Source organism: Sulfuricurvum sp., assembly GCF_041651515.1.
Taxonomy (GTDB): domain Bacteria; phylum Campylobacterota; class Campylobacteria; order Campylobacterales; family Sulfurimonadaceae; genus Sulfuricurvum.
The window spans coordinates 214,650-238,225 of sequence record NZ_JBAZJF010000003.1 but is presented as its reverse complement, the minus strand read 5'-3'; the positions used below and the strand labels follow the sequence as shown (position 1 = coordinate 238,225).

The following is a 23,576-nucleotide window of genomic DNA, read 5'->3' as shown; positions in this document are numbered from 1 at the left end:
TAACACTTTCTTTTTAACCTAACCCCATAACATTTATTACTACACACCATAAGGATACCTATGTCGTTGCAATTAGACGATTTCCTCATTACGGGTCGTACTTTTGAGGAGTATGTGGCATTTTTCGATTTGAATGCCGAGACGATGAAAAATATGAGAGTTTTGGACTGCCCAATCGGAGCGAGTTCATTTATAGCCGAAGCCAAAAGCAGAGGGATAGCGGCGTCAGGGTGCGATATTTTGTACTGTTATGATCGCGATGCGTTGCGTGTGCAAGGGGAAAAAAGTATCGAAAAGATCTATGCTGATACGAGCTGGATGGTGGATAATAATTTTGCATTTTATCAGTCAATAGAGAGACATAAAGAGCACCGAGTGGGTGCATTAGAAGCATTTTATGCAGATTACAACACAACGGATTATTGGTTCGCTGAACTTCCAAAATTGCCATATAAGGATGATAGTTTTGATCTGGTGCTGAGTTCGCATCTCCTTTTTGTCTATGACGATAGACTGAATTTGACATTTCATGAAGCATCGATAACCGAGATGCTGCGGATCGGGAGAGAAGTACGCATTTTCCCTTTGGTCGATTATAAAAACTCCCGCGCGGATGAATCGGATAATCTCAGTCCATTTACATATCAGATTGCAGAAAAATTTGGCGGAGAGATCGTTAAAGTCGGCTTTGAGTTTCAAAAGAATGGAGCGTATATGTTGAGGATAAAACGGTAAAATAAGAAAAAAAGTGTGATTACATGCTAACTGATACTTACAATGTTAAATAAGATTCTAAATTATATGCAAATTACGGAGAGCATAGCTTCATCGGGACAGCCTAGTGATTCTGAGTTCGCTGTAATCACAGATGCCGGATATAATGTAGTCATCAATCTCGCTATGCCAAATTCGGAAAATGCAATACCCTCCGAAGGTCATTTGGTTACTGCTAATAACATGATTTATATTCATATTCCAATTCCGTTTGATGTACCCGAACTTTTTCATCTACAATCATTTATAAAAATCATGGAGAGTTTTTCGGATCAGAAAGTCTGGGTACATTGCGTGAAAAACTACAGAGCATCGGCATTTTTATACCATTACTTATATAAATCACAAGGTTTTAGTGTAACAGAGGCACAAAAAGCGATACTTCCATCATGGGAGCCGAATGAAATCTGGCAACGGTTTATGAATCTTGATCAGAAATAGATATATAAGGAGAAAGAGACAATGAATCTAAATAAACTAAAAGAAGCCGAGGCAAGTTTCTTCGCATTTTATCCCAAAGGGTTCGAAGACGAAGCACTTCTGCCGATCATCAAACGGCACAATACGGCAAAAATAGGTCAAAGTGTACGGGAGATGTTCGCTCCCGATAATTTTGCTAAAACTGAACAGATTTGTGAGAGTTTTGCAAAAATTGTCTCCAAATCCTCACTGGTATCGCTTTTCGAAAAACCCAAAGTAAGAGACATGGTAAAGCAATTGAGTATGGAGCAACAAGATATGCTCTCCATCGGATTGTTTGAACTCTTGCACGCGAATCAAGAGAAAGGTTTTGAAATTTTGGTAGATATTTTATCGACCTATAAACTCGCAAAATGGTCGATTGTGACGCTGATCCCCTATTATTACGCAAGGGACAAAGACTTTTTTATCAAACCGACCACTACAAAGGACATTATCAAGTTCTTTGAAATCAGCGGTTTGGAATATAAACCTAAACCGACGTATGCATTTTACACGCGGTATAAAAAGGTACTCTTAGAGATGAAATCACAGGTATCTCCTATGATCAGTCAAGATAATGCCGGATTTACCGGCTTTTTAATGATGGCGATGAAATAATTTCTGTAATATTTTGCTATAATGACAGAAAGCTGTCATAAAGGGTATCCTATGCAAGCATTAAATTACACTACAGCGCGCAACTCTCTCAAAACGATTATCGATGAAGTGTGTGATAATAATGAAGAGGTGATTGTCACGACCAAAAATGACAAGAGCGTCGTGATTATGTCGCTTGATGAATACAACCGCACCCATGCACAGCTCAAACGTGAAGTCAAAGAGGCGATGGAGCAGATCGAGCGGGGTGAATACATGGGGATCGATGAGGCGTTTGATCGGGTGATCGCGAAATATGCGGATTGATTTCTCTCCCAAAGCGCATAGTCGGTTGGAGATGATCGCCGAATACATCTACGAGCAGACGAAGTCCAAAAAACTTACCCGAGAGTATTTACAACGTCTTCGCGAGTTTATCGTAGTCACATTGAGTGTTTTTCCCTATGCGGGGCGAAGTTCGGAAGAGTTGATTAGCGGTTCGCGCAAACTCGTTTATCAGGGGTACTCGATAATCTATACACTCGAAAAAGATCAGATTTGGATTTTGACCCTCTATAGGGAAAATTTGCCGTGACTCGCGATCCCATCACCGACGCCATGGACGTATTCGCCGAGAAATTCGAGGGCATTGATCTGCACGGCAAAAAGATCACCAAAGCCGAATTTGATGACTGTACGTTTGTCTCCTGTGATTTCAGTGAAACCTTTTTTTCCTCCTGCAAATTTACCGAATGCCGTTTCGAAAACTGTAATTTGAGCCTGATAAAGCTGACCAATACCAAAATGAGCGATGTCGAATTTGTATCGTGCAAGATGATCGGTATCGATTGGACGATGGCGGATTGGAAGAGTTTGCTCAATGCCGATCCTCTCCACTTTCGTGAGTGTATTCTCAACGACAGTAATTTTTTCGGTTTGAGCTTAGAGGGAATGGTAATGAGAGAATGCCGAGCGAAAGAGGTTGATTTTCGTAACGGGATGTTTCAAAAAGCCGATTTTACCCTTAGCGATTTCAAGGGGGCATTGTTCGGCAATACCCACCTTGAAGGTGCCAACTTTACCGATGCGAACAATACCATGATCGATATACGTTCCAACCACCTCAAGGGGGCGATTTTCAATCGTTATGAGGCACTGTTTTTACTCGAATCGATGGGAATCGTACTGGTAGATTAGACTTTTTTAGTCACTTTTTTTTTCTACTGCCAACAAAAATTCTTTTCTCCACAGCCCTCCGCTGTATCCTCCGAGTCCACCTCCCGTCGCGATGACACGGTGGCAGGGGATAAGGATAGAAATAGGATTACGGCCGTTGGCACTGGCGACGGCACGGACGGCTTTGGCGTTGCCGAATAGTTTGGCTTCTTCCGCGTATGAGATCGTTTCGCCGTAGGGGATTATCCGCAGTGTTTCCCAAACTTTTTTTTGAAATGGAGTTCCATCCGGAGCGAGAGGGAGGGTAAATATTTTCCGTTTTCCCTCAAAGTATTCACGCAGTTCTTCTTCTAAGCGGATCAGAAGAGGGGTATCGGAGTTTTGGACTAGCACAGACTAAGGGGTGAAATCTAGCGAGAGGATTGCGTTCTCATCGGCAGCTGCAATCATTTTGCCGATGGGGGTATGGATGAGACGAACATAGCTTTTCATGTATAAATTATAGTGATATTTTCTCAATAAGACGAGAGTATTTCACTTCGTCATAAAAAAGTGTTGTTGAACGGTTTATGCTATGATAGTTTAATGTAAAAAGTGGAGATAATAATGTCTGTTTCACGTTGCGGATGGGTCAAATTGAGTGATCCTGTATATGTGGCCTATCACGATGAAGAGTGGGGCAAGCCTTTGCATAATGATCGAGCTCTTTTTGAACTGTTTTGTTTGGAAACACAGTCGGCAGGTTTGAGTTGGCTGACGATACTGAAAAAGAGGGAAGGATATCGAGAAGCGTTTGAAGGATTTGATCTCTCGAAAGTAGCTTTGTATACCGAGGCGGATATCGATCGTATTGTACAGAGCGGAACGGTTATTAAAAGCCGTCCGAAAATCGAAGCGATTATTGCAAATGCGAAAGGGTTTTTAGAAATTCAACAAGAGTTCGGTTCTTTGGATAACTATTTTTGGGAAAAAGTCGATGGAAGTCCGATTGTTAATGATGTCTCTGATTATAAAAAGGCAGCATGCACCTCAGAGATTTCCGATACGATGACCAAAGAGCTCAAAAAACGGGGATTTAAATTTATAGGGTCGACAACCCTCTATGCGTTTATGCAGGCGTGCGGGATGGTCAATGATCATGAGAATGGATGTGCATGCAAGAGCTAAGAAAGTCGATAGTTTTTTTTGAAAATGTTGAACTTCGATACGATAATCTTCCTGTCCTTAAAGATATTTCACTCAAGATTGAGCAAGGGGAACATTGTGTTATATTAGGAGCAAACGGTTCTGGGAAATCGACACTCATTAAACTCATCAATTGTGAACTCTATCCATCCTACAAAGATGAGCTGTTTAAACGTGAGATATTGGGTAACGAGCGATGGGTCGTTACAGAACTGCGTAAACATTTAGGGGTTGTGACGAATGATCTGCATACCCGATTTTCACTCGATGGGAGTTATCTAAGCGGTTTTGAAACGGTATTGAGCGGATTTAACGGAACGATAGGGTTATTCGATCATTTAGAGAATACAACGGATCAGATGAATGCGGCTGAGGGCGCGATGGAGCGTTTAGGGATTCACCATCTGCACGATAAACGGGTGGATCAAATGTCGACGGGAGAACTGCGCAAATGCATCGTGGCACGAGCACTTGTTCATCCCGTAAAAGCGATATTACTCGATGAACCTACCGTGGGGTTGGATATCAAAGCGCAACTCGATTTTATAGAGATGATGCGATCTCTTGCTAAGAGCGGTACGACAGTAATTTTGGTAACACACCATATTGAAGAGGTTTTCGAAGAGATACAAAAAGCCGTATTAATCAAAGACGGGATTATTTATGCATCGGGAAACAAAGATGAAGTGCTCAATAGTATAAACTTGTCGGAGATATTTAATACGTCGCTTGAAATACAAAAGCAACGGGGCCGTTATTCGATACGTCCGAAATAAACATTGATAGAAAGGTCGTTTCATGAATCCCTCAAAAGTGATCCGAGAAAAAATCGAAAAACTCACCGATCTTCCCAACATCGGCAAGACAGTGGCTCATGATCTTACACGTATCGGCATTACCCGTCCCGATCAGCTGCGAGGGGAAGATCCCTACGATCTTTATGTCCGATTCTGCGAAGCGTTTGGAGAGAAGCAAGATCCGTGTATGCTTGATGTACTGATGTCGATCACCGATTTTATGGATGGCGGAGAGCCGCGTGTCTGGTGGGATTATACCGCCGAGCGTAAGGCACGCTACGGAGATAAGATCAGACTCTAGCCATTTTGGAGTATCTCTGCGATCGTTGCAGCAGAATACGTTTCCCCCATCCCCCACAATACGGCCAATCCATGTGCGTTTTCGGCAATCTCGGCAATTCGCTCTCGCGGGATATCCGCTTCTGCCAGAGTGGTCGGTGTTTTGATGGAGCGAAACCATTGTTCCAACGCGGCAATCCCCTCATCGGCAGTGTCAAGGGCGAAAACCTCTTTGGCAAACCGCTCAAACTGAGGCGTATTTTTTGCTTTGTACCATTTCATCCATGCCGGAATGACGATGGAGAGACCTGCACCGTGGGCGATGTTAAAGAGTGCCGAGAGGGCATGTTCGATCATGTGGTTCGGGAAGTTTCCTCCTCCCGTTCCCGAGTTTGTCAGGCCATTGAGCGCTTGGGTAGAGGCCCATGCGAATTCGGCACGTGCATCGTAATTGAGGGGGTCTTTGAGGAGAATTTCGGTCGTTTCGATGACGGTTTTGATGATCGATTCGACTAGACGGGATTGAAAATGGGGATGGTCAGTCGCCGTGAAATAGACTTCGATCGTATGGGCGATGATGTCGGTTGCCGAATAGGCGAGATACTCCGGGGGGACACTCATCATCAGTTCGGGATTGATAATGGATATTTTTGGGTTGACCAAAACGGATGCGATCGAATATTTTTGGTGGGTCGTATCGTTCATCACGACCGAGTTACCGTTCATCTCACTGGCAGTTGCTGCGAGGGTCATGATCGTATAGACGGGGAGTGCAGCCGTGATAGAGGCTTTCTGGATGAAAAAATCCCATACATTTCCGCTGTAAAGTGCCCCTGCCGCGATCGCTTTGGCCGAATCGACGACAGAGCCTCCGCCGACACCCAAAACCGCTTGAAGATTATGCGATTTGACGAGATCGATTCCGTCCTGTACGCGTGAGAGGAGAGGGTTGCTCACTACGCCGTCTAACTCTTCATAGGCGATCCCTGCTGATTTTAAACTCTCGATTACCCGGTTGTATAAACCGTTTTTTTTGATCGAACCGGTTCCGTAGACGATGAGAAGCTTTTTGACGCCTTGCTCGGCGATCATTTGCCCGATGTTGTTTTCTTTGTCCCGTCCGAATTCGATTCGGGTCGGATTGTAATAGGTAAATGCGTTCATTGGGTTCCTTTTAAATATACGTTACGATATCACTTAATTCGGATCTGTGTAGCGATGGCTGTTCGTTGACACGATAGCCAAACGGTAGTAATAATACAATACCGTAGGTATCGGTATCGATTCCCATGATTTTCTCTACCGCATTACGATCAAACCCCTCCATCGGACACGAATCGATCCCAATGGATGCGGCGGCACTCATCATATTGGCGGCAGCGATGTAAACCTGACGTGATGACCAGCACTCTAATGTCTCTTGATCACGCGGATCGACCCATTGGCTGTACATTCCGCGAAGTCCCTCTGGGTAGTGAAACTTGTCAAATTCGTTTTGGATGTAGCTGTCGGTACTGCGGACATTTTTTTTATAGGCAATTGCTATCAGTTCCGAAGATGTTGTGATCTGAGGCTGGTTCCATGCTACGGCTTGAATTTCTTCGCGCATTGCTTGATCACGAATGACAAAAAACTGCCACTGCTCCATCCCGAACGAACTTGGGCTGAGGCGTCCCGCTTCGAGGATAAAGGTCAAATCTTCCGAACTCATTGCTTTGGTGGTATCAAACAGTTTGCATGCATGACGGAAGTGCATTGCTTTTTCAAAATCGTTTCGCATAAAAAGGCTCCTTTAGGGTTTTATCAGGTGAGATTCTATAGCATACGGTATTAACTGTCAAGAACATACTAAAAAGTAATGTACATACTAAAAGGTAACTATGTGAAGAAGGATGAAGTACGTTTTAACTGTCCGTTTGAACTCACCATCGAACTGATCGGCGGGAAGTGGAAAGGGCTAATTTTGTGGCATCTACTCGATAAAAGAGTATTGCGCAACGGAGAGATGCTCCGTCTTATGCCCCGTATCACCCAAAAGATGCTTACACAACAGCTTCGTGAGATGGAGGAGAATGGACTGATTAACCGTGAAATTTATGAGCAGGTACCGCCAAAGGTCGAGTACAGTCTCACGATGCACGGTGAAGCACTCCGCCCAATACTCGATCAGATGATCGAGTGGGGATTGGTGTATGCGCAGGATAACAAGATTACGATTGCCTGCGGCAATAAATAAAGGAAAAAATATGGTTTCAGTTAAATATCTTCATCAGGTACAGGCGGCGTTGCTTTCGGGGTTTATGAGCTTTATTATGTCGGGGGCGATTACCTTTATTAATCTCGGATTTGTGCAGGGGTTTATTTCGATATGGCTTCATGCGTGGCTGGTGGCGTATGCGATTGCATTTCCGACCATTCTTCTCGTGTTTCCATTTGCTCGAAAGTTGGCCATGAAGATTGCGGCAAAGCCTTAAATCTCGATATCTCATTTCTTTTTAATATTACTAAAAATTATTCATTATTATATAAATCGGATTGTGGAACAATGATCCTATTATCTCGCTAGAGGAGTATGATATGGATCTGTTTTCTCCTATTAAAATCGGCAATTACCTTTTGAAAAATAGGATATTTATGGCACCGATGACACGGTGCAGAAGTGTAGAAAGTAATGCTGCCAATGAAATGATGGCTCAATACTATGGGCAAAGAGCTTCTGCCGGTTTAATCATCACCGAAGCTACTCAAATTTCACCCAAAGGTATCGGTTATCCCTATACCCCGGGAATTCATACCGCTATGCAAGTGCAAGAGTGGAAAAAAGTGACCAAAGCAGTGCATGATAAAGGGGGGAGAATTTTTTTACAGCTTTGGCATGTCGGGCGAATTTCTCATCCGGCATTTCATAACGGCGAACTACCCGTTGCCCCATCTGCTATCAAACCCACAGGGAGTATTTATACTTATGAGGGGATGCAAGAGTTTGTTACGCCACATCCTCTTAGTATAGAAGAGATTTCACGTGTTGTACAAGAGTATGTCATGGGTGCAAAGAATGCGATGGAAGCTGGATTCGACGGAGTAGAAATACATGGAGCTAACGGTTATTTGATCGATCAGTTTTTGCGCGATGGGACAAATCAGAGGGACGATATATATGGAGGTTCTATCGAAAATAGAGCACGGTTTCTTATTGAGATTATCGAAGGAATTTGTGCTGCTATCGGATCAGAAAATACGGGTGTCCGGCTATCTCCAAGCGGAACGTTTAATGATATGAAAGATTCCGATCCGCAAAACCATTTTTCCTACATATGCGAAAGACTCAATGGATACAATCTCGCTTATTTGCATATTATCGATGCTTTGGACGGAGATATTCGACACGGTGCGAATGTTGTTGAGCTGAGTACGCTTAGAAAGTCGTATAAGGGTATTTTGATCGTGAATGGTGGGTACACTTTTGAGAAAGGAAATTTGGTAATACAAAGCGGATTAGCCGATGCGGTAGCATTTGGAGCTCTTTATTTGGCCAATCCTGATCTTCCCGAACGTTTTAAAAGCAACACCGAACTCAATACTCCTGATCCTCATAGCTTTTATACGCAGGATAAAAAGGGGTATTTGGATTATCCGACACTGCACTAGGATAACAAGCTTTCGATTCCACGTTTAAAATGGATAACTCTTAAATTTGATATTAATTTGTTAATTCTGATGATAAACCGATGATACATGAATGCTAAGATTGTGTTCTATAAGGCTCGGAAAGTTTAATTTAAAGGGATAAACTTTGAAAGAACTAACGTTTGATAACAATGAAATAATTGTTTCCAAAACAGACACAAAAGGAAAAATAACATACAGCAATGCTCTTTTTTTAAAACTAGCAGGTTATACAGAAAAAGAGTTACTTAATGCACCGCACAATATCATCCGTCATCCGGATATGCCAAAAATAGTTTTCAAATTGCTATGGGATACAGTGCGCCAAGGTAAAGAAATTTATGCGTATGTCATTAATAAAGCTAAAAATGGTGATTATTATTGGGTTTTTGCAAATGTTACACCCTCTTTTGATAATCAAGGGAATATCGTGGGATACCATTCTGTTCGAAGAAGTCCATCACAAAAAGCACTTGATATTATAAAACCGCTTTATAAACAGCTACTAAACGCTGAAAAATATGATGGTATAAAAGCATCTGAAAAAATGCTAAATGATCTGCTGGCTGAAAATGGAGGTAGGTATGATAAATTCATCTTATCTATCTAAATTGCAAATATGGTTGAATTTGTTAAGCTTCTTTCTTGAAAATTAAATTTTTAAGACTTCGTTCTGCATCATTAGAGGGGAAGGTCTCAAGATTTTCCAGCCTCTCGACATAATGAAATTCGGGAGCATTCTCGCTAAAAAGTCTTTTGATAAACCCACTCTCCAATTCGGGAGCATTGAGTGCCGATAAGACGGTGCACTCCTTTGCTGCGAACTCATTGAGTCTTTTAATAATCTTGGCGTAGTCGGACGTCGCCGCAAATGATCCTTTCTGAAAGCTGGGAGGATCAATGATGATCAGATCATACGGTCCCGATTTGCGGATGCGACTCCACGATTTGAGGATATTGTAGGGCATAAATTCCACTTTTTTGGTATCGAGTCTGTTGAGGCGGTGATTTTCCCGTCCGACGGTGAGGACGTTTTTGTTCATATCGACGTTGACAACTGAGGCTGCACCCCCTGCGATAGCGCTGAGCGAAAAAGAACAGGTATAGGAGAAGAGGTTTAAGACGTTTTTGCCCTTTGCTTGCGTTCGGATAAAGTCACGTCCTATTTTCATGTCTGGGAAAAAACCGATGTTCTGTGCATTGAGGAAATTGACATGGTATTTGAGCCCGTTTTCGATAGCAAAAGTTTCCTGTGGCAATTCTCCAGCAAGGATAGTAGAGGGGGATGATGGAAGATAGCGTTGTTGAACTATTAATACCTTCCATTTGGCTTCGGCAGTATAGAAATCATGTAACATCGAGACAATCGATTCTTCTTCTTCGTTCTCATCAAACAATACGGCAAAAAGAACTTTATCGACGCTGTCTACGGTGAGAAAGCGGTATTCCTCATACGTATTGCCCCGACCGTGAAAGAGACGGGTATACTCCTCGGTGCAGTTGTGCGCATTGGTTAGTAATAGTTGTTGTAAATCGTTTAAGGTCATAGAGGTATCTTTGATAAAAGTGGTGAAAGTATAGCAGGAGTTTGATTGAGGTTTTTTTGAGTCAACTAAGCACCTCGCCCATGTTATAATATGACCAATGAGAGGGGTATAGCATCTATGATTGATTACCATGATATCTCAGATATCCGTTGGGGCATTGCTGAACAGATAGCTTCGGCAACAATGCGATGGGCGGTAAAGAGGTATCTTCATCTAAAACCTACTCAAAAAACATTACCTAGCGCACCCGATCAAACTTCGCGCTTGTTGTATATTCATATCCCTTTTTGTCTGACGCTGTGTCCTTATTGTTCCTTTCACAAATTTCGATTTGATGAACCGAGTGCGAAGCGCTATTTTGAACTGCTGCATCAGGAGATGCGGATGGTACATGCACTGGGGTATCGGTTTGATTCAATCTATTTTGGAGGGGGGACGACGACGATTCTCCCTTATGAATTAGGCGAGACGATCGATTTGGCAAAATCGTTATTTGCTATCCGCGAAGTGTCGTGTGAGAGTGACCCTCAACATTTGAATGATCTTGAAGATGCCCATTTGATTGGTAAAATCGATCGCCTCTCCATCGGAATACAGAGTTTTAACGATGATACCCTCAAACAGATCGCTCGATACAAAAAATACGGCTCCGGTGAAGCGCAGTATAAAAAAATAGAACAGGCCATCTCCCATTTTTCTATCGTCAATATTGATATGATTTACAATTTCCCAAACCAAAGCGAAGAGGATCTGCACCGCGAGATCGATACGATACTCAAACTTCGACCGCCTCAAGTAACTTTTTATCCGCTGATGTACGCTCCGGGAATCCGAGAGTCTTTGAACAAGCGATGGGGAATGCTCAGCGATACCAAAGAGGCTAAATTTTACCGTATCATCATGGAACGTATGCGGAGTGTTTATATCCAACGCTCCTCATGGGCATGGTCGCTTGAAAAAGAGGGGATTATCGATGAGTATGTGATCGAGAGGAGCGAATACGTCGGTATCGGGAGCGGCGCATTCAGTTTTATCGGCGATACCCTCTATGCCAATACCTTTTCATTACCCACTTACACTGAGATGTTGTTCAAAGGAGATTTGCCGATCACCCATACAATTACCTTTCCATTTCGTGCCATTCGTCAATATCGTATGATGGTGGAGCTGTTCGGTTTTTCCGCTGCAACAGAGCATTTGTGGCTTGAAAACACCCTTCTAGCCCTTTTTGGCGGATATCGCAACGGAAAAGTAAGCGCCGCAGGATCGTACCTCTCTTCCGTGATGATGCGGGAGTTTTACAATGGGATGGATTATGTCCGTGAGACGATGCGTCGTAATCTGAGGAAAGAAGACGGGATTATCCAACCTCATGAGCGTGTTGATTAAGGGCAATCGGTAGATAAAGCTGCCCGTAGCAGTCGCAGAATTTTTTGCACCCGCAAGCGTAAAAGAGATTTTTCCCTGTATCGAGCGAATAGCTCCCGAAATTGGTTTTGATAACGTCCCCTTGTATCCGTTGGATGGTGATGGTTTTAATCAAACATGCGTCCATGGGATCAAGGCGATGATATTTTTCTCGTGATGAATGGACCCATAAAAGAGTTGATGGGATAGGGAGAGTGAGCGCTTTTTGGGAGTTCCATTCACGCATTGCTCCGAGCGTTTCGAGTTCACTGTCAGTGATATTACGGTAAGGACGCATAGATAACTTCTCCGTATATGCATTTATTGCAAAAATACATGCATATACGGTTCTAGAATACGTTAGAGAAGGGTAACTTCGGAACTTAAAGATTCTTTGAGGGCATTTTCTGCGCGTGTGATAATACTGGCAGTATCTTCTTTATTTTTTTGGACGGTTGTTCCTATCCGCATACTGATGGTGTTTAGATCTTCAAACGGTTCTTCTCGCATCACGCTAAGGAGTTTCCGGCTGAATTTCATGGCATTATCGGGAGTATCGATGAGATAGGCCAATAGAAAAATCTTTTTTCCCCAGCGGACAAGCATATCGCTTTGTCGGATATTGCATTTGATGCTGGATGAAAAATCATGCAGGTATTTATCTGCATCGGCATCGGAGGACATCATTTCGATTAGGGTGATACCGATTTCTTTTTCATTGAATTCTGCCGCATCGTGAAAGCTTTTTGCGGTATGAATAAAATAATCTTTGTTGTATGCACCGCTCTCTTTGTCGATACTGACATCGTTTTCGATCATAATCCGTTTGATAAGGTCTTGTGAGATATCGGTAAATGAGACAATAGTGTACTCCTCAACCCTATCCAGAGAGACGGAAAAGGCAAAAGGATCCGCACGAAAATTGATCATACTAACAATTCTGTCTTGTTCGGGAAGAGCTGCAAGTGCAGTTATCCATTCATCGGGATTTTCGGCTTTTCCGGCATGAAAATAGGCGTCATGGGGGACAAAACGGTTGGGGAGTGAACCAAACTCACGGAGAAATTCTCTAACCGTTGGAAGGTTAGTGAAATCTTGAAATGCTTTGTTAAAAAGAATAGGGATATTATTGTGAAGAAGGATAATTAAATTCTTTTGGGTATCAATAGCCGCTTGAAAAAGCTTGCTGCATACATTGTCTTCAGTTATAAACAAAACATCACTTGATAGACTCATTCAAACCCTTTAGTAGGTGTATCGCATAATGATAACATATTGAAAAGGAAAAATGGCCTTATCCAGCCATTTTTTCGTTCGTGTAGGCATACGTTGAGGAAATAGAGCGTAGACGTTCCGCCGCTTTGGTGAAGACGTCTATCGTGTAATCAATCTCATCAGCGGTGGTAAAACGGCTGAGGCTGAGGCGAATCGCCGTGTGGGCGAGTTCGGGATCTTCGCCGATAGCGGTCATAACAGGATTCGCTTCGAGCGATTCGGAGGCACAGGCACTTCCAGTAGAAGCGGCGATACCGGCACGGTTGAGATCCCACAGCATCGATTCCCCCTCGATACCGCGAAGTGAGATAAGGATAGTATTTGGGGTGCGGCGTGCACGGTCTCCGACGATAATCGTGTCGGGGATGAGGGAAAGTGCATCTTCGAGACGGTCACGTAACGCTCGTACATCGCTGTTCATTTTTTCCAGGTGGCCGACCGATTGTTTCATCGCCAAGCCCATTCCGATGATGTAAGCGACGTTGAGGGTTCCGGCACGCTTGCCCCCCATTTGTTCCCCGCCGTGGAGGAGATTCGGAAGTTCAGAGCCTTTGCGGACGTACAATCCGCCGATCCCTTTTGGGCCGTGGAATTTGTGGGCGGAGAATGTTAGATAATCGATCGGTGTAGCGGTGAGATCGACTTTGACTTTTCCGATCGCTTGAACCGCATCGGTGTGGAACAAAATCCCCCGCTCTTTCGCGATTTGCGCGACTTCTTCGACAGGGAAGATCATCCCCGTTTCGTTGTTCGCCCACATCATAGAGATGAGGATCGTTTTGTCGGTGATCGCCGCGGCGACACGTTCGGCACTCACATAACCGTAAGCATCGACATCGACAAACGTGATCTCCGCACCGTTATCTTCGAGAAAGTGGAGGGTTTCAAGGACAGAAGGGTGCTCGACAGCAGAGGCGATGATATGGTTTTTGGATGGGTCGCGGAGAATGTGTTTGAAAAAGACCCCTTTAAGGACGGTATTGTTGCTCTCTGTCGCACATGAGGTAATGAGGATGTCGTCCGCATCGGGGGCATTAAGAGTGTCGTACATGTATCCCATCGCTTCGTTTAGATAAGGGCGTACTTCGATCCCGTACTGGTGGAGGGAGTTCGGGTTGCCGTAAAGCTCTTCAAAAAATGGCTGCATTTTTACTTTTACGATAGGATCGAGTTTTGTGGTGGCATTGTTATCTAAATAGACGCGTTTCATAGATAGTCCTCATAATGTAGGTTATTATGAGGAGAGAATGCAAGATTTGTTCGAGAAGGGGATAGAAATGACAGATTGTCATAAAAAATAGGTTTAAAACTATATTGCTATAATATGTGATACGAAATCGGGCTATAATTTCTAAATCTTGGATAGAGGAGTGCACTATGATCACACAAATGAAAATTCTCACTTTTCTGTTGGATCATAAAGAGACATTACGTGAGCGTTTCGGAGTCACACAAATCGGGTTATTTGGCAGTTATGCACGAGGCGAAGCAACTGAAGAGAGCGATGTGGATATTGCCGTCGAGATCGATGCACCCAACAAATTTAGAAGCTTTTTCGGGTTGAAACATTACTTGGAAACCAATCTTTACCCCAAAATTGACCTCGGAATCGAAAGTACCCTAAAACCCATTGCCAAAGAGTTTGTGAGTAAAGAAATCATTTATGTCTAAACGTGATTATTATCTTTACGTGAGTGATATGCTCGAATCGATGGAAGCGATAGAAAGTTATGTGAGCGGACTCAATTTTGAGGGATTTTTGAATGATCGAAAAACGTATAGTGCGACACTGCGTGAATATATCGTTATCGGCGAAGCGATCAACGCGATCATCGATTTGTTAGAAAAACGTTTTCCCGATTATGAATGGCGATTGGTAAAAGATTTCCGCAATTTTATCGTACACGAATATTTCGGAGTTGATCCCCGAATTGTATGGGATTTGACGACGCAGGAACTTCCGATTTTAAAAGCAAAAATTGAACTTTTGGATCAGTCAGATTTTAATTGATTTGATGAGAATTGAAGTATAGCTATACACTCCCACTCGGGAGAGTGTGCCAGTTAGCCTTCCGCATGTTCTTCTTTATAAACATAGATCGCTTCATTGGTCGGATCGTCGATCACCGCTTCGGTGACGGTGAGACTCTGTAAGTTTTTCTTTGACGGACAGCTAAACTGCAATGGCAGCATCGCCTCTTCGATAATCCCACGTAATCCCCGCGCTCCGACACCGCGATCAATCGCTTTTTGCGCCACCGCTTCGAGCGCTTTGTGCTCAAAATTCAGCTCGATACCGTCCATATCGAACAATGCTTGGAACTGTTTGATGAGGGCGTTGTCCGGTTCTTGGAGGATTTGGATCATTTGATCTTTTGTGAGTTCACCCAGCTGTGCGACGACGGGGATACGCCCGATAAACTCGGGGATCATCCCGTAATGGACGAGCGCTTTGGCATCGATTTTTTTCACTTTCGCATCGGCAGAGGCACTTTTGCTGAATCCCACTTTGTTGGTTTTTTTCGTGTGGGTGTCGGGGACGAGACCGACGAATGCTCCTCCGCAGACGAAGAGGACGTGAGAGGTGTTAAAGAGCACCGTCTCGGTGGTGGAGTTTTTACGGCTCCCTTTGACGGGAACGTAGACTTCGGCACCCTCTAGGATTTTGAGCAACCCTTGCTGTACTCCCTCACCTGAGACATCGCGCCCCATCGTCGAGCTTTCACCCTTACGGGCGATTTTGTCCACTTCGTCGATATAGATGATCCCCCGCTGTGCGAGGTCGATGTCGTAATTAGCGGCGGCGAGGAGGCGGCTGAGGATGCTCTCGACATCTTCACCGACGTAACCCGCTTCGGTCAATGCGGTCGCATCGGCGACGGCGAAGGGGACCTGCATGATCTTGGAGAGCGATTTGGCGAGCAAAGTTTTACCGCTCCCCGTTGGCCCTACGAGCATGATGTTGCTTTTTTCCAACTCGACGTTGTTATAGACCGGATTTTCGATCCGTTTGTAGTGGTTGTAGAGGGCGACGGCGAGCACTTTTTTCGCATCATACTGACCGATGATGTATTTATCCAAAAACTCTACGATCTTCTCAGGGGTAGGGAGCTGTTGCTGCATGGCGGAGCGCTGCTCAAAACGTACCTCTTTTTGCAAAATACTAGAGCAGGTGGTGACACACTCGTTACAGATATGGGTCGTCTCCGAGGAGAACATTTTTTTCACTTCGCTTTGTTTACGACCGCAAAATGAACAGGTTTTTTCGGTACTCATCTCAGACATCCTTAGCGGTGAATTTAGTGAGAATCTCATCAGCGAGGCCGAACGCTATCGCTTCTTTGGCCTCCATGTAATTGTCACGGTCGGACTCTTTTTCGATCACTTTGGCACTGTTGCCCGTAGCCTCGGAGAGGATCACATACAGCCGTCGTTTGAGGTTCAGGATATGTTTGGTGTGGATCTCGATGTCGCTCGCCTGACCCGAATACCCTCCGAGGGGTTGATGGATCATCACTTCGGCGTTGGGGAGCATGTAACGGTGCCCTTTTTCGCCGCAGGTAAACAACACTGCCGCCATCGATGCGACAAGTCCCATCGCATAGGTATAGACTGGGGCGTTGATCAGATTCATCGTATCGAGTATCGCCAGCCCCGACATGACTGAGCCGCCGGGAGAGCTGATATACATGTGGATCGGCTCTTCAGGGTCCATCGCTTCGAGGTAGAGCAACTGAGAGACGATAACTCCCATCATCTGGTCATCGATCGCTTCGGTGATAACGATAACACGGTCTCCGAGGAGTTTGGAGAAGAGATCAAAATAACGCTCTCCACGCGGTGAAACATCTTTGACGGTTGGGATAAACGGCATGAAATTCTCCTTTTAGACAAATGCTTTGATGAATTCGGGAAGTGACATAGGGATCACTTCGAGGTTATGTTTTTCAATGAACTTTTTCTCTTTTTTACCCAGCTCTTTGTCAGTAATGACGTAACCGCCTTCCAAATCCAAACTCAATTCATTGGCAACCATACGATCCGTATCGTGGTCGAATGAGGTTCCTAAAAAGAGATATTTTTTCGCTTTACGGTAGGTTTTGAGTATTTTTGGAACGGCAAATCCGCTCATCGCTTCGGTGAGCCAATCGACATAATCGGCATCGCTGATAACGAAGCTCGGATTGGGGAACGGTGAGCCCATTGGTTTAAAGAGGATTTTTTCGGCATTGTCGAGCACTTCATCCTCTACGAGAAAATATTTTTGGTTTTCGACATCGTACTCGTACACTTCATAGCGGTTTAAATGACCCATGATGCGCGATTTACCGATAATAAGTACGTGGGGGGTGTAGGCTAATAGCTCTTGTAATTTGGTATCACGGTTGGTATCGATGATATAGCGCGGTGACATATCGACGATCGCTTTGTGAAGCGGTGTCGGCTCGAACGGTTTGGTATAGATATGGTTGATCAGCTGTGTCATGTACTCGACACCGCGTCGTTGTTCCAAATGCATCGCGGCGCGTGAATATTCAAACATCAGTCTCGGAGCCATTGCCCGACCGCCGTTCATCGCCAAGATGAGTGAATCACTGTCATGCGGCACCGCTTCACCCTCTTTGGTCATTATTCCCTCAAACACGCCCAATCCGAAATAAGGGATGGTCGTTTGGTTGCGCAACTCTTTTTTGATCGTCTCTATTCGTGTGTCCATCGTGATCCCTTTTGGAACTTTAGATAGAGGATTGCATTTTGCGTTCTTGTATTAAATAGGAGTAATTTAGTCTTATTTGTAGGATTGTGGAGATAGGGGGGAGAAAAGAGACAAAAATGTCATCTCTACTTACCCGTGACACCCTTTTCCCGTATAACAACTTTGCGCAGCAGAAATCTTGACAAGTGCTTTATCAAAACTAAACGGTGCGTTTAGATCGTTTAAAATCTCATGGTAAAACACCGCTCCATCTTTAGAGATAATAAAGAGCGATTTGGCGAGTTCTTTGTTGGATAGGCGGATGCCGTAGTAGTCTCCGAATGCTTCGTCATAGTCATATCCGACCAGCCACTCTTCCAGTGCAGGCAATTCATGTTTATCGTTTGCGACGATGAGGGCTTGGGTGATTCCTCCGAGCGCGTTGAGGGAGAGGAGGGTGTCTATCTTGCGCAACTGAGTGATGAGGGGATCATCGATAAAGGGGACGCTGATGAGGAGTTGGGTTGCCCCATTTTGCCCCCCGATGATAAAGGTCTCTCCTGCATTGTTTTTTAGGGTTACTCTTTCCGAGGCGTATCCGACATCGAGCGGCATATCTTCGAGGGTGAGGGTGGAAGAGTTATAGATGATCTGCACAACAGACTCCTTGGTAGGCTATTGTCATCAAAATTGCATTTAGTGTTCTTGTAAGAGGGAAAGATTACGAGGCAGGATGGATACAGCGCAGATTGTCGGTGATTTCCGAACCGATGATAAAGTGTGCCATCGCTTCATGCGCCGTTTTGATAAAGGGGGGGAGTTTGTGGATTTTGATACCGACATTGCGCATGGCATAGAGGGTATTTAGACAGTATTTATTGACGAGGAGGTAATTGCATTTTCCGATCACTTCAAGGAGGGCGTAGTGTTCGCTGATGTGATGGGGATCTTTGCTTTTTTCAGTGTCACAGCTGCAGCTTTTTACGTTTAGATCACGCACCATCTCCCCTCCGGATCTTTCCCACGGGTTGAGTTTCGTTTCCACATGGGCATAACGCACATCGGTACGATCCCCTGTAAGTCGATAGAGGGCAAACAGGGTTGCACTGCACGGGTTTTGGTGATAGACACGCATCATTGCATCCATGGGTATGGCAACCATCATGATGTACTCCTTGTATTGGTTTGACAATGCAATTTGTATTCTGTAATATTTTTATGATAAAGTATAAACTGTGAACAATATATGCAAAAATGCATTAATTACTAAAATTTAGTTAAACTTATAGAGAATTAAAAAAATCAATATAGACGTCGGGAGTTTGGATGCAGCTAATTAATCATCGCTACGAAAACAAAGATCAGCTTGAAATTTTTTTAAATGAGATGATTTTTCCTAATCGATCTGATTCTATTTTGATTCAGTTTTTTAGCGGTGTTATGGACAAAAAAGTCTTGCAACCCATATTGGATATTCTTGTAGAATCTCTTCCGAATGCCACAATGATCGGTGCCACAACGGCGGGTGAGATCATGGACGGGGTTATGAGCTCGTCGCAAATTATCCTCTCTTTTTCCCTTTTTGAAGCAACTGATATTTCCACCTATTTTTATCCTCAATCGGATTTTGAACACGGCGTTCGTACGGCGCAAGAGATTTTAAGTGATCGGACCAAAGTGTGCATCGCATTTAGCGAAGGGCTCAAAAGTGATTCGGAATCGTTTCTGGACGGATTTACGTCGGTTCGAAACGATGTGATCGTTGCCGGTGGTAATGCCGGAGATGATTTGACATTTACCCGTACTTATGTCATCAAAGAGAATACGATCTACGATGAGGGGATCGTTATTGCTGTATTGGACAGTGATGTGCTTCAGGTGCATAATGCCTATTCGCTCAACTGGACCTCTGTGGGTAAAGAGATGCATATTACCAAAGCGGACAAAAATGTCATTTACGAGATTGACGGACGTCCGGTGAGGGAGTTGTATACCCATTATCTGGGTGCTGAAACGGTTGCTCGGGTACCGGCAAGTGCTATTGAATTTCCTCTCGTAAAGGTTGAAGACGGCGTTCGTATCGCCCGTTCTATTATTGCTAAGACGGAGGATGGCGGTTTTGTGTATGCGGGTCACTTTCATGAGGGGGATACGGTTCGCTTTGCGATCGGAAATATCGATGAGATTCTTAATCATGCGGTTGATATCCGAGATAGTGTTGCTTCCGCTCCGGTAGAAGCCACCTATATTTACTCCTGCTCGGTGCGTAAACTCTTTGTCCAAGAACAGCTTAATTATGAGTTTGGACTTATCAATGAAATTGCCCCGACGGTAGGATTTTTTACGTATGGAGAGTTTTTTCACTCCCCTTCGAACAATCAATTGCTCAATATCACTACGACAACCCTCTCTTTGAGTGAGATGAAAGTCCTCGCTTCTCCGGACAAGAACAGCGCCGACGAATACCGTCATTCGATGCTCAAATCGCTTACGTATCTTATCAATGTGACTCAAGATGAGCTTGACGATAATATCCGGCTTCTTGACCAATATAAAGTAGCGCTGGATGAAAGTTCCATTGTCTCTAAGACCGATGCAAAGGGATTTATTACTTATGTAAATGACGCTTTTTGCGAGATATCCGGATTTTCGCGCGATGAGTTGATCGGTAAAATGCATAATGTTATTCGTCATCCGGATACACCGAAGGAGCTTTTCAAAGACCTTTGGAGCACTATAACGGCAGGGCATATTTGGAAAGAGACGTTTAAAAATCTCTCGAAAAGCGGTGAGACCTATTATGTTAAAACGGTGATTGTCCCGATTCTTAATGATCAGGGAGAAATTGTCGAGTACATCGCTTCACGTGTCGATGTAACCGAGCTTATCGCCAAAGAGGAGATTATCCAGCGTCAGCTGATCGATACGTTGAGCGGATTGAAAAACCGTACGGCGCTGGTGAGTGATCTTGAAAACGGCGGGGATGAAGTTGCATTGGTCTTGTTTAATATTGACCGTTTTTCCAATATCAACGACTACTTCGGCTATGAGGTGGGAGACAGTTTGCTCAAAGCATTTTCGGGAATGCTCAGCCGTGAGTTCGGGCATGATCATATCTATCGCATCAGCGGGGATGAATTTGCTATTATTTGTATTGCAACAGAGTTTGATGATCAGTTTGTCGAGCGGATTAATGATCATGTCAGCAATTTGGAGAAAAAGAAGTTTAAGATCGGTATTAATGATATCACCGTGAACGTCTCCGGCGGTTTGGCGCATGCGGATAAAGCAGAAGTGTATAATCTCGCCCATATTGCACTTAAAGAAGCAAAAGAACAGCGGGTTAAAGTAGTCTTTTTTAATGATAATAAAGCCTTGAAAGAGAAAACCCATAATAATATTTTGATGTTTGATAAAATCAGATCGGCGATCGAAGAGGATCGTATTGTCCCTTATTTTCAGGGGATCGTAGATAATGATACGCGTGCTATTGTAAAGTATGAGTCCCTGATCCGTTTGATCACCCCGGATGGAAGCGTTATTAGCCCTTTTTTCTTTTTGGAACATGCAAAACGCTCAAAGCTCTATGATAAATTAACCCGCATTATGATTGCTAAGACTTTTAAAGTGTTTGAAGATACAGAGTATGAGTTTTCCATCAATTTGACGTTACAGGATATTGTCTCTGAGAAAACGCGCCAACTGTTATATGAAACACTGGAACATTCAAGTGCTGCAAAGCGTGCAGTTTTTGAGATCGTAGAATCTGAGGGGATCGAAAATTTTGATGAGGTTGCAAAGTTTATTAAAGTGCTCAAGGGATACGGTTGCAAAATTGCTATTGACGATTTTGGTACGGGATATTCGAACTTTAGTTATTTGAGTAAACTCGACGTAGACTACATTAAACTCGACGGTTCACTCATCAAAAACATTAATTTCGATGCCGATCATCTTTTGACGGTAGAGAGTATCCTCTTTTTCGCCCGTAAAAAAGGGATTGAAGTAATTGCGGAGTTTGTCGAAGATGAAGCAATTTTCAAAACGCTCGTAGAATTGGGTATTGAGTATTCTCAAGGGTATCTCTTTTCACAACCATCCCCGAGTATTAACGTCTAATTTCTCCTTCCCTTTTCCCCTTTTTTAGTAGCATTCCGACAAAAACGTCTCTTTTTGTCTGTATGCACACACGTATAATCGCTTAAATCACTAGAACGTCATTTGCATAACACTCTCTAGAAAATGGTTGATGCTGGATGAAGCAGGATCATGAATAAAACTACATAGGAGACTATTATGAGCTGTTCGTCTAGCGGAACCGAAGCTTTTATGCCCGATGACATCAAGGAAAAAATCCACAATCATCCATGCTACTCTGAGGGGGCACACCATCACTATGCCCGTATTCACGTTGCGGTAGCTCCGGCGTGTAATATCCAATGCAATTATTGTAACCGTAAATACGATTGTTCGAATGAAAGCCGTCCCGGTGTAACCTCTGAGCGCCTGACACCGGAAGAAGCGGCTAAAAAAGTGCTTCTCGTCGGCGGTGAAGTACAACGTATGAGTGTCCTAGGGATTGCGGGTCCCGGCGATGCATTAGCTAATCCTGCAAAAACCTTTGAGACCTTTGGACTGGTTCGTGAATTCGCACCGGATTTGAAACTGTGTCTCTCGACCAACGGTTTGGAACTACCGAATTTCATCGATGAGATGGTGGAATACAACATCGATCATATCACCGTCACTATCAACAGTGTGGATGAGACCGGAGAGATCGGAAGTCAAATTTATCCGTGGATTTTTCATAACAACAAACGTATTTATGGAAAAGAGGCGGCACAAATCCTTTTGAAAAATCAGCTCGATGGGATGAAAAAATGCGTTGAAAAAGGGATATTGATTAAAGCCAATTCGGTTTTAATCCCGGGAATCAACGATAAACATCTCCAAGAAGTTTCGAAAAAACTCAAAGAGATCGGTGTATTCTTGCATAACATCATGCCGATCCTCTCTGAACCCGAATTCGGAACAGCATTTGCCTTAGCCGGAGTACCGAGTGCAACGGATCAAGAGCAGATGGCGGTTCAAGAAGCGTGCGGTATGGATATGAAGCTTATGCAGCACTGTCGCCAATGCCGTGCGGATGCGGTCGGACTTATCGGTGAAGATCGTGGAGCCGAGTTTACCAAAGACACCTTTGCGGGACTCAGTTTTGACGAGCTGCAAATCAAATACGATTTGGAAGCACGTCAAGCGGCTCAGGCAAAAATCGAAGAGTTCCGATTCTTCTTAGATCGTGCAAACGATCGTGTGAGAAAAGAGAAAGAAGAACTCAGCTCTACGGGTGTAACAATCCTTGTCGCAGTAACGACTGCGGGTGAGGGGATGATCAACCAACACTTCGGAAGTGTGAGAGAATTTTTGATCTATGAAGCAGGGGACAAGGGAATCCGATTTATCCATCACCGTAAAGTGGAAGCGGAATACTGCGCAGGACCGGATGGGACGAATCCACTCGCTCCGATCTTAGAAAAACTCAAAGACGTGCAGTTGATCCTAACGGCAAAAATCGGTGGATGTCCGCAAGATGATCTTAAGGCTGCCGGCATCATCGCCGATCAAAGCTATGCGTATGAGCCGATCGAGATTTCGGTTCTTAAAGCGTCTCGTAAATATTTTGGTATGGATGAAAACGCGGAAGTGAATTAAGAC

At 44.0% G+C, this 23,576-nt stretch carries 30 protein-coding genes; 18 read left to right on the top strand and 12 right to left on the bottom strand.

The window, feature by feature from the left end; genetic code table 11:
- The first annotated feature begins 60 nt into the window (after positions 1–60).
- The 6 genes from WC407_RS06760 (at position 61) to WC407_RS06735 (ending at position 3,030) form a co-directional block, all read left to right on the top strand.
- Entirely contained in the window at positions 61–735 is a 675-nt protein-coding gene (locus WC407_RS06760; RefSeq protein WP_373021844.1) for a hypothetical protein, read from the top strand.
- A 66-nt stretch (positions 736–801) separates the two neighbouring features.
- On the top strand, positions 802–1,215 hold the full coding sequence (locus WC407_RS06755) for a protein tyrosine phosphatase family protein (RefSeq protein ID WP_373021843.1): 414 nt from the start codon (positions 802–804) through the stop codon (positions 1,213–1,215).
- A gap of 21 nt (positions 1,216–1,236) precedes the next feature.
- Positions 1,237–1,854 carry a hypothetical protein gene (locus WC407_RS06750; protein ID WP_373021842.1) on the top strand — a complete coding sequence of 206 codons (618 nt, stop codon included), beginning with the start codon at positions 1,237–1,239 and terminating at the stop codon, positions 1,852–1,854.
- 51 nt (positions 1,855–1,905) lie between these two features.
- On the top strand, positions 1,906–2,160 hold the full coding sequence (locus WC407_RS06745) for a type II toxin-antitoxin system Phd/YefM family antitoxin (RefSeq protein ID WP_373021841.1): 255 nt from the start codon (positions 1,906–1,908) through the stop codon (positions 2,158–2,160).
- The gene (locus WC407_RS06740) at positions 2,150–2,428 is read left to right on the top strand and encodes a type II toxin-antitoxin system RelE/ParE family toxin (RefSeq protein ID WP_373021840.1); all 279 of its coding nucleotides are present in this window, start codon (positions 2,150–2,152) and stop codon (positions 2,426–2,428) included. The genes WC407_RS06745 and WC407_RS06740 overlap by 11 nt, the downstream gene beginning before the upstream one ends.
- Positions 2,425–3,030: a pentapeptide repeat-containing protein gene (locus WC407_RS06735; protein WP_373021839.1), complete on the top strand. Its 606-nt coding sequence runs from the start codon at positions 2,425–2,427 to the stop codon at positions 3,028–3,030. The genes WC407_RS06740 and WC407_RS06735 overlap by 4 nt, the downstream gene beginning before the upstream one ends.
- A 6-nt stretch (positions 3,031–3,036) precedes the next feature.
- Here the strand turns inward: WC407_RS06735 and WC407_RS06730 are convergent, their stop codons facing one another.
- A complete protein-coding gene (locus WC407_RS06730) occupies positions 3,037–3,402 on the bottom strand; it encodes a methylated-DNA--[protein]-cysteine S-methyltransferase (RefSeq protein WP_373021838.1) in 366 nt (121 codons plus the stop codon).
- 213 nt (positions 3,403–3,615) lie between these two features.
- Here WC407_RS06730 and WC407_RS06725 point away from each other — a divergent pair, with 213 nt between their 5' ends.
- Genes WC407_RS06725 through WC407_RS06715 form a run of 3 tightly spaced genes read left to right on the top strand, consistent with a single transcriptional unit; the run spans position 3,616 to position 5,292 of the window.
- On the top strand, positions 3,616–4,176 hold the full coding sequence (locus tag WC407_RS06725; RefSeq protein ID WP_373021837.1) for a DNA-3-methyladenine glycosylase I: 561 nt from the start codon (positions 3,616–3,618) through the stop codon (positions 4,174–4,176).
- A complete protein-coding gene (locus tag WC407_RS06720; RefSeq protein ID WP_373021836.1) occupies positions 4,164–4,970 on the top strand; it encodes an ABC transporter ATP-binding protein in 807 nt (268 codons plus the stop codon). Before WC407_RS06725 ends, WC407_RS06720 begins: the two co-directional genes overlap by 13 nt.
- A gap of 22 nt (positions 4,971–4,992) precedes the next feature.
- Positions 4,993–5,292 (top strand): helix-hairpin-helix domain-containing protein, encoded by a 300-nt coding sequence (locus tag WC407_RS06715; RefSeq protein WP_373021835.1) that lies wholly within the window; start codon positions 4,993–4,995, stop codon positions 5,290–5,292.
- On the opposite strand, the gene WC407_RS06710 is transcribed toward WC407_RS06715, so the two are convergent.
- Complete coding sequence (locus WC407_RS06710; RefSeq protein WP_373021834.1) at positions 5,289–6,434, bottom strand: iron-containing alcohol dehydrogenase; 1,146 nt, start codon at positions 6,432–6,434, stop codon at positions 5,289–5,291. The two genes, WC407_RS06715 and WC407_RS06710, sit on opposite strands and share 4 nt — an antisense overlap.
- Before the next feature lie 10 nt (positions 6,435–6,444).
- On the bottom strand, positions 6,445–7,050 hold the full coding sequence (locus WC407_RS06705) for an NAD(P)H-dependent oxidoreductase (RefSeq protein ID WP_373021833.1): 606 nt from the start codon (positions 7,048–7,050) through the stop codon (positions 6,445–6,447).
- Between the two features lie 102 nt (positions 7,051–7,152).
- On the opposite strand from WC407_RS06705, the gene WC407_RS06700 reads away from it, so the two are divergent.
- From WC407_RS06700 to WC407_RS06685, 4 genes are all read left to right on the top strand, one after another.
- Positions 7,153–7,506 (top strand): winged helix-turn-helix transcriptional regulator, encoded by a 354-nt coding sequence (locus tag WC407_RS06700; protein ID WP_373021832.1) that lies wholly within the window; start codon positions 7,153–7,155, stop codon positions 7,504–7,506.
- A 10-nt stretch (positions 7,507–7,516) separates the two neighbouring features.
- Entirely contained in the window at positions 7,517–7,744 is a 228-nt protein-coding gene (locus WC407_RS06695; protein ID WP_373021831.1) for a DUF2798 domain-containing protein, read from the top strand.
- Positions 7,745–7,847: 103 nt separating this feature from the next.
- Positions 7,848–8,918, top strand: coding sequence for an alkene reductase (locus WC407_RS06690; RefSeq protein ID WP_373021830.1), 1,071 nt, complete (start codon positions 7,848–7,850; stop codon positions 8,916–8,918).
- Positions 8,919–9,063: 145 nt separating this feature from the next.
- Entirely contained in the window at positions 9,064–9,546 is a 483-nt protein-coding gene (locus tag WC407_RS06685) for a PAS domain-containing protein (protein ID WP_373021829.1), read from the top strand.
- A 22-nt stretch (positions 9,547–9,568) separates the two neighbouring features.
- On the opposite strand, the gene WC407_RS06680 is transcribed toward WC407_RS06685, so the two are convergent.
- The gene (locus WC407_RS06680; RefSeq protein ID WP_373021828.1) at positions 9,569–10,483 is read right to left on the bottom strand and encodes a class I SAM-dependent methyltransferase; all 915 of its coding nucleotides are present in this window, start codon (positions 10,481–10,483) and stop codon (positions 9,569–9,571) included.
- Between the two features lie 117 nt (positions 10,484–10,600).
- Here WC407_RS06680 and WC407_RS06675 point away from each other — a divergent pair, with 117 nt between their 5' ends.
- A complete protein-coding gene (locus tag WC407_RS06675) occupies positions 10,601–11,872 on the top strand; it encodes a coproporphyrinogen III oxidase family protein (protein ID WP_373021827.1) in 1,272 nt (423 codons plus the stop codon).
- On the opposite strand, the gene WC407_RS06670 is transcribed toward WC407_RS06675, so the two are convergent.
- The 3 genes from WC407_RS06670 to WC407_RS06660 form a co-directional block, all read right to left on the bottom strand.
- Positions 11,844–12,188, bottom strand: coding sequence for a hypothetical protein (locus WC407_RS06670; RefSeq protein ID WP_373021826.1), 345 nt, complete (start codon positions 12,186–12,188; stop codon positions 11,844–11,846). The two genes, WC407_RS06675 and WC407_RS06670, sit on opposite strands and share 29 nt — an antisense overlap.
- A 62-nt stretch (positions 12,189–12,250) precedes the next feature.
- Positions 12,251–13,126: a diguanylate cyclase domain-containing protein gene (locus WC407_RS06665; protein ID WP_373021825.1), complete on the bottom strand. Its 876-nt coding sequence runs from the start codon at positions 13,124–13,126 to the stop codon at positions 12,251–12,253.
- A gap of 58 nt (positions 13,127–13,184) precedes the next feature.
- The gene (locus WC407_RS06660) at positions 13,185–14,375 is read right to left on the bottom strand and encodes a NifS family cysteine desulfurase (RefSeq protein ID WP_373021824.1); all 1,191 of its coding nucleotides are present in this window, start codon (positions 14,373–14,375) and stop codon (positions 13,185–13,187) included.
- Between the two features lie 167 nt (positions 14,376–14,542).
- On the opposite strand from WC407_RS06660, the gene WC407_RS06655 reads away from it, so the two are divergent.
- Together WC407_RS06655 and WC407_RS06650 are read left to right on the top strand one after the other, a co-directional pair.
- Complete coding sequence (locus WC407_RS06655) at positions 14,543–14,836, top strand: nucleotidyltransferase family protein (protein ID WP_373021823.1); 294 nt, start codon at positions 14,543–14,545, stop codon at positions 14,834–14,836.
- Positions 14,829–15,176, top strand: a complete 348-nt coding sequence (locus tag WC407_RS06650; RefSeq protein ID WP_373021822.1) for a DUF86 domain-containing protein — start codon at positions 14,829–14,831, stop codon at positions 15,174–15,176. The genes WC407_RS06655 and WC407_RS06650 overlap by 8 nt, the downstream gene beginning before the upstream one ends.
- Positions 15,177–15,229: 53 nt before the next feature.
- On the opposite strand, the gene clpX is transcribed toward WC407_RS06650, so the two are convergent.
- The 5 genes from clpX to WC407_RS06625 form a co-directional block, all read right to left on the bottom strand.
- On the bottom strand, positions 15,230–16,441 hold the full coding sequence (clpX, locus tag WC407_RS06645; RefSeq protein WP_373021821.1) for an ATP-dependent Clp protease ATP-binding subunit ClpX: 1,212 nt from the start codon (positions 16,439–16,441) through the stop codon (positions 15,230–15,232).
- 1 nt (position 16,442) lies between these two features.
- Positions 16,443–17,039 carry an ATP-dependent Clp protease proteolytic subunit gene (locus WC407_RS06640; protein ID WP_373021820.1) on the bottom strand — a complete coding sequence of 199 codons (597 nt, stop codon included), beginning with the start codon at positions 17,037–17,039 and terminating at the stop codon, positions 16,443–16,445.
- Positions 17,040–17,051: 12 nt separating this feature from the next.
- A complete protein-coding gene (locus tag WC407_RS06635) occupies positions 17,052–17,882 on the bottom strand; it encodes an SIR2 family protein (protein ID WP_373021819.1) in 831 nt (276 codons plus the stop codon).
- Between the two features lie 129 nt (positions 17,883–18,011).
- Entirely contained in the window at positions 18,012–18,518 is a 507-nt protein-coding gene (locus WC407_RS06630; protein ID WP_373021818.1) for a hypothetical protein, read from the bottom strand.
- A 64-nt stretch (positions 18,519–18,582) separates the two neighbouring features.
- Entirely contained in the window at positions 18,583–19,026 is a 444-nt protein-coding gene (locus WC407_RS06625) for a hypothetical protein (protein WP_373021817.1), read from the bottom strand.
- A gap of 161 nt (positions 19,027–19,187) precedes the next feature.
- Here WC407_RS06625 and WC407_RS06620 point away from each other — a divergent pair, with 161 nt between their 5' ends.
- Together WC407_RS06620 and nifB are read left to right on the top strand one after the other, a co-directional pair.
- Positions 19,188–21,980, top strand: coding sequence for an EAL domain-containing protein (locus tag WC407_RS06620; RefSeq protein WP_373021816.1), 2,793 nt, complete (start codon positions 19,188–19,190; stop codon positions 21,978–21,980).
- Between the two features lie 177 nt (positions 21,981–22,157).
- Positions 22,158–23,573: a nitrogenase cofactor biosynthesis protein NifB gene (nifB, locus tag WC407_RS06615; protein WP_373021815.1), complete on the top strand. Its 1,416-nt coding sequence runs from the start codon at positions 22,158–22,160 to the stop codon at positions 23,571–23,573.
- Positions 23,574–23,576 lie beyond the last annotated feature (3 nt).